This window comes from Phreatobacter sp. (assembly GCF_051860605.1).
Classification (GTDB): Bacteria; Pseudomonadota; Alphaproteobacteria; order Rhizobiales; family Phreatobacteraceae; genus Phreatobacter.
Window position 1 is genome coordinate 186217 of sequence record NZ_JBHYDR010000002.1, and the last position, 14487, is coordinate 200703.

A 14487-nucleotide genomic window follows, 5' to 3' on the forward strand; every position below is an offset into this window, starting at 1 on the left:
AGGCTGGCTGGCGGGTCAGCGGAACGGCGGTTCGTCGAAGCTCCGGAGCTTGCGTGAGTGGATGGCCCCGCCCGCGCGCTTCAGGCGCTCGACGGCATCGAGCCCGACGAGCAGGTGCTGGGCCACCGCAGTGGCATAGAAGGCATTGGCCGCGCCCGGCAGCTTGATCTCGCCGTGCAACGGCTTGTCGGAGACGCAGAGCAGCGTGCCATAGGGCACGCGCAGCCGGTAGCCCTGCGCGGCGATCGTGCCGCTTTCCATGTCCACCGCGATGGCGCGGGACAGGTTGAACAGGCGCGCTTCCTGGGTGTAGCGCAGCTCCCAGTTCCGGTCGTCGTTGGTTACAACGGTGCCGGTGCGCAGGCGGTGCTTGAGCGTCTCGCCGGTGGCTCCCGTGACGGCGGCGCAGGCTTCCTGCAGCGCCGTCTGGATCTCGGCAAGCGCCGGTATCGGGATTTCCGGCGGCACCAGCGCATCGAGAATATGGTCGCGCCTGAGATAGGCATGGGCGAGCACATAGTCGCCGATCTCCTGGGCCTGCCTCAGGCCGCCGCAATGGCCGATCATCAGCCAGCAATGGGGGCGCAGCACGGCCAGGTGGTCGGTGATGTTCTTGGCGTTGGACGGGCCGACGCCGATATTGACCAGCGTCACGCCGGCCGTGCCCTCGCGCTCGAGGTGATAGGCCGGCATCTGGAACCGGTGCCACGCCGAGGTGGCGATGCGGGCGATGCCGCCGTCGAGATCCTCGCGCGTGATCGACAGGCCGCCGGGCGCGGTCAGCTTCCGGGCACGCCCGGCCTCGATCTCGCCGGCGCTCCACGCGACGAACTGGTCGACATAGCGGTGGTAATTGGTCAGCAGGATCCACGGCTGCGCGGCCCGCCAGTCGGTGCCGGTATAGTGGACCAGGCGGCGCAGCGAATAGTCGACGCGGACGGCGTCGAACAGCGACAGCGGCAGCCCGCCGCCGGGCAGGCAGTCGAACGTGCCGTCGGCCACCTCGTCGCCGACCAGCGCGAGCAGCGGCGAGGGGAAGTGCCGGGCAAGCTCGGAGGGGCTGCGCCCGCCGGCCGCCAGTTCGTCGACGCCGTCGAGCACATAGGGGTAGGGGATCTCCTGGGAGCTCGGGCGAACGGCGATGGTGGCGCCATATTCGGAGACGAGCGGGCGGAGCTGGTCGAGCAGGTAGCGGCGGAAGAAGCCGGGCTGCGTGATGGTGGTCGCATAGAGGCCCGGCCGGGAGAACTTGGCATAGGCGCGCCGGTTGCGCGGCCCGGCCCGGTCCGGTGCGTGGGTGACGGCCAGTTCCGGATAGACGAAACGGGCGCGCTCCTCGGGCGAGGGCGGCGGGCCCCCGGCAAGATAGCGCGCGAGCGCCGCGCGCAGCGCATCGGTGGCGGTGTCGTAGAGCTCCTCGAGCCTGTCGACGGCGGAATCAGGGGTCAGGGTGCCGGCCATGGCGCGACTATACCGCGCGCCCGTCGGCAAGGGCAGCGGGCCTCCGCAGCGGGCCGCCTAGTCGATGGAGGGCCGGCTCTGCCTGCCCTTCTTGACGCCCGAGCGCTTCGCCTTGCCCTCGAGGCGCCGCTCCTTCGAGGCGCGCGACGGCTTCGTGGCGATGCGTCGTTTCGGGCGGACCGCGGCACGGGCCACCAGCGCCACGAGGCGGGCGAGGGCATCCTCCCGGTTCATCTCCTGCGACCGGAACCGGTCGGCCTGGATGATCAGGACGCCATCCTTGGTCAGCCTGGAGCCGGCCAGCGGCACCAGCCGGGCCTTGATGTCGGGCGGCAGCGCGGCGGCCGCCAGATCAAAGCGCAGTTCGCAGGCGGTCGAGACCTTGTTGACGTTCTGGCCGCCGGGGCCGGACGCCCGGACGAACGAATAGGTGACGTCGTCCGGGTTCAGGTCGAGGAACGGCGTGACGGGGATGGGATCGGCCATGGCTTGCGCATTGTCGCAGCGGGTTCGATGCGCAACAAGCTGTTGCGGACTGTTGGCTCCAGCAGGGCGTATGGCACCACCGAACTGCGTCCTTCGAGGCTCGCGCCTTGCGCTCGCACCTCAGGATGAGGGAGGTGGCGGATGGCAGGCCAGGTGCGCAGCGGTTGTGACGCGCCCCATGCCCCGACAGTGCAGATCATCGCCCTCCTCATCCTGAGGTGCGAGGCCGAACGGCCGAGCCTCGAAGGACGCACTCGCGCCGTGCAGGTCAGGCCGAATGGCCGCCGGCAATACCGGCAAGGCCCTGCCCTATACCCTCAAGCCGCCTTGGCGCGGGCATCGTGCTTGGACAGCCGGTCGAACAGGTAGTCGACCTCGGCGCGGGCCTTGGCCGAGAGCGGCGCGCCCGGCTTGCGCTGGGCCTCCGAGGCAATCACGCCGCGCTTCTTGAGCAGATACTTGCGCACGGCAAGGCCGGCACCCGGCTGCTGCTCGTAGCGGATCAGCGGCAGGTGGGCGTCGAACAGGTCATGGGCCTGATCGCGCTTGCCGGCCTTCTGCAGGCGCACCACGTCCACCAGCATGTCGGGGAAGGCATAGCCGGTCATGGCGCCATCGGCGCCGCGCTCGCATTCGAAGTCGAGGAACAGGCCGCCATTGCCGCACAGGATGGACACATGGCGCATGGAGCCATCGGCCTCGAAACCGCGGAGGGCAGAAATCTTTTCAAGCCCCGGCCAGTCCTCGTGCTTCAGCATGACGCAGGAGGGCAGCTCCTGAATGATCGAGCGGATCACCTTCGGGCTCATCTGCACGGAGAAGGTGAGCGGAAAATCCTGGATGCAGAACGGAATGTCGCCGCCGATCGCGTCGACGGCCTGCTTGTAATAGGTGACGATCTGCTCGTCGGTGCGCAGCGTGTTGGGCGGGGCGATCATGACGCCGGCCGCGCCCGCATCCATCACCGTGCGCGCAAGCGATTTCATGGCGGCAAATCCCGGTGCCGAGACGCCGACGATGACCGGCATGGACGGGCCGGCGCGCTGGATGATCTGCTTGGAGATGGCAACCGATTCCTCGGCCGACAGTTTCGGCGCCTCGCCCATGACGCCGAGGATGGTCATGCCGTCGCAGCCGCAGGCGCGATAGAAGTCGACCATCGAATCGGTGGACTTCTCGTCGACGCGGCCATCGTCATGGAAGGGCGTCGCCGCGATCACGTAAACGCCGCTGGCGGTGGAAAGCTCGGTGCCGTTCGCCTTCATGGCTGTCTCCTGGCTCAGGATTGTCGTGGCGCTGCGGATGACACGGAAGAAGGTGCCGGTCAAAGGCGGGCGCCGCAAGGCTGGCCTGCCGGTTTCCGTCGTGCGGATGCCCAGCGCGGTGCGGCTGCCGGACTTGTCGCCGGCCCGCCGGCCGGCCTAGCCTCATGGGATCAGGAGAAGCCCATGGCCCGCATCGTCACCGTCGCCGCCGCCCAGCTCGGCCCCATCCAGAAGGCCGAGGGCCGCCAGTCCGTGGTCGCGCGCATGATCTCCCTGATGGAACAGGCCAGGGCGCAGGGCGCCACCTTCATCGTCTATCCGGAACTGGCGCTGACCACCTTCTTCCCGCGCTGGTATCATGAGGATCGCGCCGAGGCTGATCCCTGGTTCGAGGCCGAGATGCCGGGACCGGCGACCCAGCCGCTGTTCGACAAGGCGGTTGAACTTGGCATGGCCATGAGCTTCGGCTATGCCGAGCTGACGCCCGACGGGCATCATTTCAACACCTCGATCCTCGTCGACAAGACCGGTCGGATTGTCGGCAAATACCGCAAGGTGCATCTGCCCGGCCATGTCGAGCTCGACCCCGGGCGAAGCCACCAGCATCTGGAGAAGCGCTATTTCGAGCCGGGCGACCTCGGCTTCCCGGTCTGGCGCTTCGAGGGCGGTCTGGTCGGCATGGCCATCTGCAACGACCGGCGATGGCCGGAGACCTATCGCGTCATGGGCCTGCAGGGCGTGGAGATGGTGGTGCTCGGCTTCAACACCCCTTCTGTCAATTCCCAGCGAGGTGACGAGCGGATCGAGGACCGCCTGTTCCATCACCGCCTGTCCTGCCAGGCTGGTGCTTATCAGAACGCGACCTGGGTGGTGGCGGTGGCCAAGGCCGGCACCGAGGACGGCCATCACTGCATGGGCGGCACGCTGATCGTCGATCCGAACGGCAGGATCGTCGGCGAGATCGACCACGAGGAGGACGGGCTGCTGGTCCATGCCTGCGACCTCGACGAGACGCGGTTCGGCAAGGACACCATCTTCGACTTCAAGCGCCACCGGCGGATCGAGCACTATGGGCTGATCACGGAGCGTGTCGGGGTCGGCGAGCCGCTGGGCCAGTAATGCCCCCGGCCGCGCCCGCAATGCAGGCAGCCTCCCGCATTGCCTAACCTAGCGGCACTCTGCTGCAAATGACTCCAGGCCGGGTACTGCGGCTCTGGACCCTCATCTCTTTGATATCAGAAGGTTAGAGGGTTAATCGCACTGGCACATGACTTGTATGCAGGACCTCCAGGCAAGCAACCCGGAGGCCCGTCATGGCGCGCAGCATCGTCTCCCGCAGCAGCATTTCCCGGCGCACGCTCCTCAAGGCCACCGCGGCCGGGGTGGTGACTGCAGCGCTTCCGGCCGGCGCATTCGCCCAGGCCAACGGACCGCTGCGCGTCGGCATCTCGCTGTCCGACGTGCCGCGCCTGTGGGGCGGGCCGGAAGGCGGCTTCGAGGGCATCCGCTTCGGCGGTTACATGGTGTTCGACGCCCTGGTGAACTGGGACATGTCGAAGGCTGACCAGCCGTCGGGCCTTGCCCCCGGTCTGGCGACCCGATGGGAGGTCGATCCGTCCGACAAGAAGCGCTGGATCATCACCCTGCGCGAGGGCGTCACCTTCCACGACGGCACGCCCTTCGACGCCGATGCCGCGATCTGGAATTTCGACTCGATCTTCAAGGCGGACGCACCGCAGTTTCACCAGCCGCGGGTCGGTCTCGTGCGCTCGCGCCTGTCATCCGTTGCCGGCTATACGAAGATCGACGCCCGAACGATCGCAGTTACCACCAACGTGGTCGACGGCATGTTCCCCTACCAGCTGTCCTATCTGTGGTTCGTCAGCCCGGCGCGCCTCGCCGAACTCGGCGGAGACTGGCAGAAATTCACCCAGCGTCCGGCCGGCACGGGCCCCTACAAGGTGGTTTCGGTCACCCCCCGCGAGCGGGTCGAGCTCGAGGCCAACGCCGCCTACTGGGACAAGGCGCGCGTGCCGAAGACGCTCCGCACGGTGCTGCTGCCGATCCCCGACAGCAATGCCCGGATCGCCGCGCTGCGCTCCGGCACGATCGACATTGCCGAAACCTTGCCGCCTGATGCCATCCCCTCGCTGAAGGGCGCCGGCTTCCAGGTCGTGCAGAACTCCTATCCGCATATTTGGGCGTGGAGGCTCAACGTCAATCCGGGCACGCCCTTTGCGGATGTCCGCGTGCGCAGGGCGGCGAACCTCGCCATCGACCGCGATGCGATGGTGCAGCTGCTCTCCGGCACGGCTCTGCCGGCCAAGGGCAAGGTCCTGCCGGGAGACCCGTGGTTCGGCAAACCGACCTTCGACATCCGCTACGATGTGGAGGCGGCAAAGAAGCTGATGATGGAAGCCGGCTACGGTCCTGCCAAGCGGCTTGAAGTGGTCGCCGTCATCGCTTCCGGCGGCGGCGGTCAGATGGTGCCGATGCCGATGAACGAGATGCTTCAGGAGAACCTGAAGGACATCTTCATCGACGTGACCTTCCAGGTCGTCGATTTCACCACCATCATCAACATGCTGCGCGGCGGAACCCGCGCCGAGCAGCAGAAGGGCTTCCACGCGCTCAACATCGCCATCCCCTCCATCGATCCGACGACCGGCTGGGTGATCTACGATTCCAGCCTCACCGCGCCGCGCGGCGTGAACTGGGGCTGGTACAACAACCCGGCCATCGACGCCCAGATCAAGGCGATGCGCGAGGCTTTCGATCCCGCGGCGCAGAACGAGGCGATGGGCAAGCTGCACGCCATGCTGGTCGATGACGCGGCCGCCCTGTTCGTGGTCCACGACCTCAATCCGCGCGGCCTCTCTCCTCGGGTGCGGGGCTTCGTTCAGGCCCGCAACTGGTTCCAGGACTACACGCCCGTGACGGTCGGCCCCGCAGCGTGAGGCCGGCCGGCTCTGCGCCAGGGCGCGCGGCCGGCGGTCACACGCGAAGTTTCCTCAACTGGGCGATCAGCCCGGCCGTCGATCCGTCGAGGCCCTCGGTCGCGGCGCTGCGGCCGGTCACGACCGGTTCCAGCGCCGTGGCCAGTTCCTTGCCGAGTTCGACGCCCCATTGATCGAAGGCATTGATGCCGAGCAGCGTCGCCATCACGAAGACCTTGTGCTCGTAGAGCGCCACGATCATGCCGAGGGTTGCCGGGTCGAGCTTGCGGTAGAGGAAGGTCGTCGAGGGCCTGTTGCCGGCAAAGACCCGGTGGGGCGCCAGCTTCTCGGCCTCGGCACGCGCCATCCCGCGTTCCAGAAGCTGGGCGAGGGCCTGGTCGAGGCTGCGTCCGGTCATCAGCGCCTGGCTCTGGGCAAGGCAATTGGCGATCAGCAGGTCATGGTGCTTGCGCCCGCGCTCGTGCGGTGTTGCCGCCACCAGGAAGTCGCAGGGCACGACCTCGGTGCCCTGGTGGAGAAGCTGGAAGAAGGCGTGCTGGCCGTTGGTTCCCGGCTCGCCCCAGATCACCGGTCCGGTTGGCCCCGTCACCGGCCGGCCGTCGAGAGTGACGCCCTTGCCGAGGCTCTCCATGTCGAGCTGCTGCAGATGCGCCGGCAGGCGCGCAAGGCGCTGGTCATAGGGCAACACGGCGTGGCTGGCATGGCCGCAGATGACGCGGTGCCAGAAGCCGAGCAGGCCCATGACGACCGGCATGTTGCGGGCGAGCGGCGCGGTCCGGAAATGCTGGTCGACCCGTTCAGCGCCCGCAAGGAAGGCGGTGAAATGGCGCGGGCCGATGGCAATCATCAGCGCGAGACCAACCGCCGACCAGACCGAATAACGGCCGCCCACCCAGTCCCAGAAGCGGAACATGCTGGCCTGGGGAATGCCGAAGGCGTTGACCGCGGCCAGATTCGTGGAGACGGCCGCGAAGTGGTGGCCGACCGCTGCATCGCCAAGCGCCTGGGCCACCCAGCTGCGTGCCGTCGTGGCGTTGGTCATGGTCTCCACCGTGGTGAAGGTCTTGGAGACGATGACGAACAGCGTTCGGGAAGGGTCGAGGTCCTTCAGCGTGTCGGCGATATGGGCGCCGTCGACATTCGAGACGAAGTGGACGGCCAGCCCGCGCTTGCCATAGGGCGCGAGCGCGCCGGCCGCCATGGCCGGTCCGAGATCGGAGCCGCCGATGCCGATATTCACAACCGCCGAAAAGCGCTTGCCGGTGGCGCCGCGAAGCGCGCCCGACCGGACCGCCTCGGCGAAGGCCATGCAGCGCTCCCGTTCCGCCGCCACCGCCGGCATGACGTCGCGGCCATCGACCGTCATTTCTCGCCCGGAAAGGTTGCGCAGCGCGACGTGGAGGGCCGCCCGGTCCTCGGTCACGTTGATCCGTTCGCCGGCAAACATGGCATCCCGCCGCCCCTCCACGCCGGCCGCCTGGGCAAGCCCGACGAGCAGCCGCATGGTGCGGGCCGTGACCTCCGTCTTGGACCAGTCCATCAGCAGCGGGCCGAGTTTCAGCGAGCAGCGGGCGAAGCGCTTCGGGTCGGCGCCGAACAGCGCGGGGATGTCGGCTGCCCCGGTGGCGCGCCGATGGGCGTGAAGCGCCGCAAGGGCCTGTTCAACTGCTGATGTCATGGGGTCTCATGTCCGAAGCATCGATGACGGCGCGCGGACCATCATCAGCCATCGTGACCGAATGATGATGAGCGATGGCGGGAGCGCGGCCGGCTGTCAGGCCGGGCGGGCGAAGGCTGAGAAGGCGCGGCAGACCGCCCTATAGACATCCCCCTTGTAGGGCACGACCAGTGCCGGCAGCCGGTCGAGCCGTTCCCAGCGCCAGGCGTTGAACTCCGGATGCTCCCCCGGCGCGGCACGACCGACATCGATCTCTGTCTCTTCGCCGAGAAACCGGAAGGCCAGCCAGGTCTGGCGCTGGCCCGTCCATCGGCCGAGCCGGTGCGGTGGCCCGCAATAGGGCGGCCAGTCATAGGTGAGGCTGTCCTGCATGATGGCGAGCAGGGCGGCGCTGCTGACACCGGTTTCCTCCGCCAGTTCGCGCCGGGCCGCAGCCTCGATGGTCTCGCCATCGTCAACGCCGCCCTGGGGCATCTGCCATTCGTAACCCGGCGCGATCACTTCCGGGCCATCGTCGCCGGTGCGGCGGGCGATCAGCACGCGGCCGCGCGCGTCGAACAGCGCGATGCCGACATTCGGGCGATAGGCTGCGTCAGCGGCGCGCATCCGTATATATCCGGATGAAACGTGGCGTTCTGCGTGGTCGAGTAAGCATTGTTCCTTATTCTGCCCCTTTTCACCAAATGAAGCTGTCTGAATATGTCTCGTCCTCTCGCCGTCAACCGCCACGATCGCATTCGTGAGCGCCTCATCGAACAGGGCTCGGCGACCGTCGCCGATCTTGCGCATGAACTCGACGTGTCGCGTGAGACGATCCGCCGCGATCTGAAGATTCTGGCCGAGCGGGGCGAACTCAACATCGTCCACGGGGGTGCGACCCGGCGCGCGACGAGCGAGTTGCCGATCGTGCTGCGCCCCGTCGACAATGCCAATGGCCGCGTCGCGATTGCGCGTGCGGCAACCGCGCTGGTGGAGGAGGGCTCGGTCGTCCTGCTCGATTGCGGCCCGACCGCGCTTGCCGTTGCCGAGGCGCTGGCGGTCCGGACCCATCTGACCGTCATCACCAATGGCATTGCCAATGCCGCGCTGCTCGCCCGCGTGCCGGGGTTCCGGGTCGTGATGCTGGGCGGCGAGGTGAACGCTGTGGAGGACGGCACGGTCGGCATCGACACCATGGAGATGCTGCGCAATTACCGCGTCGACATCGCCTTCATCTCGGCCGGGGGTCTGGCTTCCGATGGCCAGCCGACCGATTTCTCCCGCGTCGCGGCCGAGCAGCGCAAGCTGATGATCTCGGCTGCCAAGCGGGCCTATTTCCTGGTCGATTCCTCGCGTTTCGACTGCGAGACTCCGGTGCGTATCGAAGGCGTGGACCAGGCAGCCGGGATCATCGTCGATTCGGCTCCCGGAGCCTCGCTCGCCGAGGCCGTCGAGGCTCGCGGCCTCGAGATGCTGGTGGCCTGAACCGCCAGTCCGGCGACAGCCGGGTCTGGCCCCAGACCGGCTATGCCGTCAGGGCACGGCCGAGGCCCTGCGCCGCCACGAGGTCGGCGATGTCGGCTTCCGTCACCATATTGTCGAGAATGGCCAGAGCGCGGCCGCCGATCAGTGCCCATTTCTCGAACGGCAGGTGCCGCATCACCCGTGAGCGCAGCCCTGGCAGCGAGGCTTGCAACTCGGCAAGGGTGATGACCTCGCGGCTATTCAGGAAGTCGCGCTCCTTGCGCTCGAAGCGCCGGTTGCGGCCCTCCTCGATCTCGTAGTTGGCAAAGCCGAGGCCGGTCTTCAGATATTTCATGTGCCAGTAGGCGAAGCCGCCGAAGACGCGCCGGAAGTGATACTTGCGGAAATCCTCGAAGCGCCGGTCATGGACGAAATAGGCGTCGGGCGTGAGGCGGAAGAACCCGATATCGCCATTGCCGGAGAACGGCGTACCGGCATGAATGCCGATGTCCCCGTTCGCGTCGCGGGCAAGGTTGAGGCCGGAAAAGCAGGTCATTCGTCCGGGAGCCAGTCCGCCGGACCTGATATCGGCCACCATCGGCGCCAGGAGGCGGTCGAATGCGATGTGGTCGTCGTCCAGCTTGACCACCACCTGCCGGCTGGTGCGGGTCAGCGCGAAGTTCGAGTAGTTGACGACGCTGTGCGGCGAGGCGCCCGGCTCCGCGGCATGTTCAGACGAGCCGGGGGGATGGACCCGCGGCAGGTAGTGGTAGAGGCGCAGCTTCTCTGGCCCGAGTTCGTCCTGCAGGCCGGCCAGAATGGCCTCGGTGCCGTCGGTGCACTGGTTATAGACGGCGACGATCTCGTCGACATACGGCGCATGGCTCAGGATCGTGGCGCGGATGAAGTCGGCGCCGTTGCGCGTGCGCACGAAGGCCGAGATACCCGGGCGCCGCTCGCCGACCTTGAGGTCGTCGGGCGTGAAGGAATAGGTCTCGACGGGCGTGATCTGCGCCATGGTTCGAATGCGGGTCTTTGCCTTCGGGGGCCGGAGCGGCATGGCCATAGACGGCCGCGACCCGAAAAGCCAGTCCGGCGCATTCTTGCCGGATTGGCAAAAGTGCTCGTCGGTCTTGGCCGGTTCTGCAAAAGCGGCGCTGCGCTACATTTCTGCCATCGGCTCAGTCGCGCACGCTCGGGAGGAGATTGTCATGACCAGCACGCATCCCACGACGGATTTCGGCCACGGCATCAAGGTCACCGGCGCGATGGCGCCCCGCTACGAGGAGATCCTCACGCCGGAGGCCGTGGCTTTCGTTGCCGGCCTGCAGCGGCGCTTCAACGAGACGCGCAAGCGGCTCATCAGGCTGCGCGCCGAGCGGCAGAAGCAGTTCGATGCCGGCGCGCTGCCGGACTTCCTGGCCGAGACGAAGCATATCCGCGAGGGTGACTGGACGGTAGCGCCGATCCCCGCCGATCTGCAGGACCGCCGCGTCGAGATCACCGGGCCGGTCGACCGCAAGATGGTCATCAACGCGCTGAACTGCGGCGCCAAGTGTTTCATGGCTGATTTCGAGGATGCCAATTCGCCGACCTGGACCAATCAGGTCGATGGCCAGATCAACCTCAAGGACCGCTGGGCTGGCACCCTCGCCTTCACCGATCCGGTCTCGGGCAAGTCCTACGCGCTGCAGGACAAGGTCGCCGTCATCATCCCGCGCCCGCGCGGCTGGCACCTGCCGGAGGTGCATATGGAGGTCGACGGCGAACCCATGTCGGGATCGCTGTTCGATTTCGGCTTCTATGTCTTCCACAATGCCAGGGCCGCCATCGCGCAGGGCTCCGGCCCCTACTTCTACCTGCCCAAGATGGAGAGCCATCTGGAGGCGCGCCTGTGGAATGATGTCTTCGTCCATGCCCAGGAGCAACTCGGCATCCCGAAGGGCACGATCAAGGCGACCGTGCTGATCGAGACCCTGCCGGCGGCCTTCGAGATGGACGAGATCCTGTTCGAGCTTAAGGACCATATGGCAGGCCTGAACGCCGGCCGCTGGGACTACATCTTCTCGTTCATCAAGAAGCTGGCCCGCAACAGGGACTATGTCCTGCCGGACCGCGGCCAGGTGGTCATGAGCAAGGCTTTTCTCAAGGCCTATGCCGAGTTGCTGGTCAAGACCTGCCACCGGCGCGGCGCCTTCGCCATGGGCGGCATGGCCGCCCAGATCCCGATCAAGAACAATCCGGAGGCCAATGCCGCAGCCTTCGCCAAGGTGAAGGCCGACAAGGAGCGCGAAGCCACCATCGGCCATGACGGCACCTGGGTCGCCCATCCGGATCTGGTGCCGGTGGCGATGGAGGCCTTCGACCGTCTGATGCCGCAGCCGAACCAGGTGTCGCGCCAGCGAGACGACGTGACGGTCGGCCAGGCCGACCTGCTGGAGGTCCACGAGGGCATTCGCACCGAGGTCGGCTATCGCGAGAACATCCGCGTCGGCGTGCAATATATCGAGGCCTGGCTGCGCGGCCGCGGCGCCGTGCCGATCTACAACCTGATGGAGGACGCCGCGACCGCAGAAATCTCGCGCGCCCAGATCTGGCAGTGGACGAAATACGGGGTCGCGCTCGAGGGCGGCATCACCTGCACGCCCGGCTTCTTCGAAACGGCGCTGGCCGAGGAAATGGCGGTCGTGCGCGGCGAGGTCGGCGATGCCGCGTTCGATGGCGGGCGATTCGCCGAGGCTGTGGATCTGTTCAAGCGGCTGTCGCTGGCACCCGACTTCGAGGAGTTCCTGACCCTGCCGGCCTATCGCCTGCTCGCCTGACGTTGCGGCATCAGCCAAAGGGAGGGTGCGCTGCACCCTCCCATGCTGTGACTGCGAAGACACAGTCTCCACAGCCCCTATGACAATGCCCGAATGATGGGCAAAAAGGCAGGGTTTGCCCGTTTTTTTGTCTGTTCCGCATCGCGGAAGCATGACGACATTGTGTCATGCCAATGGCGGTGAATCGCCGCGGCTCGACAACGGTGTCGATCTTCGGGAGCAGACCATGTTTCGCAAAGCAGTGCTTGCCGGCCTTCTTGCCACATCCTTCGCCGGCCAGGCCATGGCGGCGGATGTTGCTGTCCCAGCCCCGATCGCGGCGCCGACGCCCTGGGCGTTCGACTTCGCCTTCGGCGGCAAGCTGATGTCCGACTACAATTTCCGCGGAATTTCGCAGTCGGCCCGCGGGCCGGCGGCCAATGTCTATGGCGAACTGCGCTATGGCTGGCTCTATGGCGGCGCCGCCTTCTGGACCACCAAGCTTCCGAACCGCCCGGTCGGCGAGGTCGATCTTTATGCCGGCATCCGGCCGGTCATCGGCGATGCCTCCTTCGACCTCGGCGTGATGTACTACCTCTATCCGAACGAGACCCAGTTCGTGACGGCCGGTCTTCCGGCTCCGGCCCTGAACGGCGTCTGGGCGCCGGCGCGCACCAATTTCGTCGAGTTCTACGGCAAGGCAGGCTACGACATCACCCCGCAGATCAATGTCGGCGCGGCGGTCTACTATGCGCCGAACTGGCTCGGAACCGGCGCCTCCGGCCTCTATGCCGAGGCCAATGCCAAGATCAAGCTGCCGAACGATTTCGCCATCTCCGGCGCCATCGGTCACTACTGGCTGGGCACGACCACGGTGTTCGGACCGGGCAACGACTTCAACATCCAGGACTACCTGTACTGGAACGCCGGCGTGTCGTGGACCTACAGGGATTTCCTCACCCTTGACCTGCGCTACCACGGCACCAACCTGACCTCGCAGCAGTGCTTCGCCACGACCGGCGACTACCGCGGCGTGCTCACCGGTTCCGGCCGCTCCAACTGGTGCGGCCACAGCGTGGTTGCAACCCTCTCGGTCGACCTCCAGTGGTCGAAGCTGCCCTACCGCTGATCGCCTGAACGCGCCTGCATTGACGAAGGGCCGGGCTTGTCCCGGCCCTTTTGCTATGGCGACTTGCCTGCCGGCGCGACATTTTGCCCGGATCGAGCGTTGGGCTCTGGCGCCCGCTCCGGACATCGACCATCTGTAGCGCAGCCCGGTTCGCGGCGTTCCGTTGCGACATCAGATTGCAACGTGCCGATGCGAGACGGGACCAAGCGGGGGCGACCCGCCAATTCCGTCCTTCCGGAGGAACCTGTCCTATGAACCAACAGGAACGCGATATCATCGCCGGCCTGTTCGACCGCCTGCGCGCTGCCGAGAGCCAGCAGCGCGATCCCGCCGTCGACGCCTTCATCAGGGAGCGCATGGCCCAGCAGCCCGGCGCCGTCTATGCCATGCTGCAGTCGATTTACGTGTCGGAGCAGGCCCTCAACGACCTGTCGAAGCAGAACGAGACACTGCAGGGCCAGATGCGCGACCTGCAGCAGCAGGTCTCCCACCTGCAGCAGGTGAACCAGCAGATCCAGGCTGCGGCCCAGCAGCCCGCCCAGAGTGGCGGCTTCCTGTCCGGACTGTTCGGCGGCGGCGCCCGTCCGGCTCCGCCCCCCCCGCCCCAGGGCATGAGCCCGATGGGCGGCCCGCAGTCCGGTTATGGCGCGCCGCCTTCCGGCTTTGGTGCGCCGCGCGCGGCCGCTCCCGGTGCCTTCGGCGGTCCGCCTCAGGGTGGTGCCTATGGTGGCCCTCCGCAGGGTGGACCCTGGTCCGGCCAGCAGGGCGGTCCGATGGGTCAACCGCCGATGATGGGCCAGGGCGGCCCCATGGGCGGTCCGCAAGGCGGTCCGCAGGGCGGCCCCATGGGCGGTCCGCAGGGCGGTCCCTGGGGCAACCAGGCTGCGGCTCAGCCCCAGCAGCGTCAGGGCGGCGGCTTCCTCGCCACGGCCGCCTCGGCTGCGGTGGGTGTTGCCGGCGGCATGCTCGCGGCCAATGCCATCTCGTCCATGATGGGCGGCAACCGCACCGCGTCCGGCTCCTCCACCTCGACGCCGGCGGCAGGCAGCCAGACCGCCTCCTCCGAGAACAAGCCGGCATCCAGTCAGGACAGCTTCACCGGCAGCGACGGCAGCGATGGCAACGGCCAGAACTTCGACAAGGGCGGCCATGACAAGGGCGGAGACTATGGCTCCGACCATGACAATGGCTCCTACGACGATGGCGGCTTCGACGACTTCGGCGACGATCTCTGATCCTCCGCCCGCCTGACATCCTCGACGGCCGC

The 14487-nt window shown here is 67.1% G+C and carries 12 protein-coding genes; 6 read left to right on the plus strand and 6 right to left on the minus strand.

Translation table 11 applies throughout. The annotated features are described in order from the left end of the window. Positions 1-15: 15 nt before the first annotated feature. The 3 genes from ACTIFS_RS03715 to ACTIFS_RS03725 form a co-directional block, all read right to left on the minus strand. Complete coding sequence (locus ACTIFS_RS03715) at positions 16-1461, minus strand: AMP nucleosidase (RefSeq protein WP_439572695.1); 1446 nt, start codon at positions 1459-1461, stop codon at positions 16-18. Positions 1462-1518: 57 nt separating this feature from the next. Then, on the minus strand, positions 1519-1947 hold the full coding sequence (gene arfB, locus ACTIFS_RS03720) for an alternative ribosome rescue aminoacyl-tRNA hydrolase ArfB (protein WP_439572696.1): 429 nt from the start codon (positions 1945-1947) through the stop codon (positions 1519-1521). Between the two features lie 317 nt (positions 1948-2264). Continuing rightward, complete coding sequence (locus ACTIFS_RS03725) at positions 2265-3212, minus strand: dihydrodipicolinate synthase family protein (protein ID WP_439572697.1); 948 nt, start codon at positions 3210-3212, stop codon at positions 2265-2267. 183 nt (positions 3213-3395) lie between these two features. Here ACTIFS_RS03725 and ACTIFS_RS03730 point away from each other — a divergent pair, with 183 nt between their 5' ends. Together ACTIFS_RS03730 and ACTIFS_RS03735 are read left to right on the plus strand one after the other, a co-directional pair. Beyond that, positions 3396-4331 carry an N-carbamoyl-D-amino-acid hydrolase gene (locus ACTIFS_RS03730; protein WP_439572698.1) on the plus strand — a complete coding sequence of 312 codons (936 nt, stop codon included), beginning with the start codon at positions 3396-3398 and terminating at the stop codon, positions 4329-4331. A gap of 194 nt (positions 4332-4525) precedes the next feature. Beyond that, the gene (locus tag ACTIFS_RS03735) at positions 4526-6169 is read left to right on the plus strand and encodes an ABC transporter substrate-binding protein (protein WP_439572699.1); all 1644 of its coding nucleotides are present in this window, start codon (positions 4526-4528) and stop codon (positions 6167-6169) included. Between the two features lie 37 nt (positions 6170-6206). Here the strand turns inward: ACTIFS_RS03735 and pgi are convergent, their stop codons facing one another. Both pgi and ACTIFS_RS03745 read right to left on the minus strand, forming a co-directional pair. Next, on the minus strand, positions 6207-7847 hold the full coding sequence (gene pgi, locus ACTIFS_RS03740; RefSeq protein WP_439572700.1) for a glucose-6-phosphate isomerase: 1641 nt from the start codon (positions 7845-7847) through the stop codon (positions 6207-6209). A gap of 96 nt (positions 7848-7943) precedes the next feature. After that, complete coding sequence (locus tag ACTIFS_RS03745) at positions 7944-8453, minus strand: RNA pyrophosphohydrolase (RefSeq protein ID WP_439572701.1); 510 nt, start codon at positions 8451-8453, stop codon at positions 7944-7946. 93 nt (positions 8454-8546) lie between these two features. Between ACTIFS_RS03745 and ACTIFS_RS03750 the strand changes: the two genes are divergently transcribed. Continuing rightward, positions 8547-9311: a DeoR/GlpR family DNA-binding transcription regulator gene (locus tag ACTIFS_RS03750; protein WP_439572702.1), complete on the plus strand. Its 765-nt coding sequence runs from the start codon at positions 8547-8549 to the stop codon at positions 9309-9311. A 40-nt stretch (positions 9312-9351) separates the two neighbouring features. Here the strand turns inward: ACTIFS_RS03750 and ACTIFS_RS03755 are convergent, their stop codons facing one another. Continuing rightward, entirely contained in the window at positions 9352-10308 is a 957-nt protein-coding gene (locus tag ACTIFS_RS03755; RefSeq protein ID WP_439572703.1) for a hypothetical protein, read from the minus strand. A 193-nt stretch (positions 10309-10501) separates the two neighbouring features. Here ACTIFS_RS03755 and aceB point away from each other — a divergent pair, with 193 nt between their 5' ends. From aceB to ACTIFS_RS03770, 3 genes are all read left to right on the plus strand, one after another. Next, positions 10502-12112 carry a malate synthase A gene (gene aceB, locus ACTIFS_RS03760; protein WP_439572704.1) on the plus strand — a complete coding sequence of 537 codons (1611 nt, stop codon included), beginning with the start codon at positions 10502-10504 and terminating at the stop codon, positions 12110-12112. Positions 12113-12338: 226 nt separating this feature from the next. Next, the gene (locus ACTIFS_RS03765) at positions 12339-13220 is read left to right on the plus strand and encodes a TorF family putative porin (RefSeq protein ID WP_439572705.1); all 882 of its coding nucleotides are present in this window, start codon (positions 12339-12341) and stop codon (positions 13218-13220) included. Positions 13221-13471: 251 nt separating this feature from the next. Continuing rightward, the gene (locus ACTIFS_RS03770) at positions 13472-14455 is read left to right on the plus strand and encodes a DUF2076 domain-containing protein (RefSeq protein WP_439572706.1); all 984 of its coding nucleotides are present in this window, start codon (positions 13472-13474) and stop codon (positions 14453-14455) included. Positions 14456-14487: the final 32 nt, after the last annotated feature.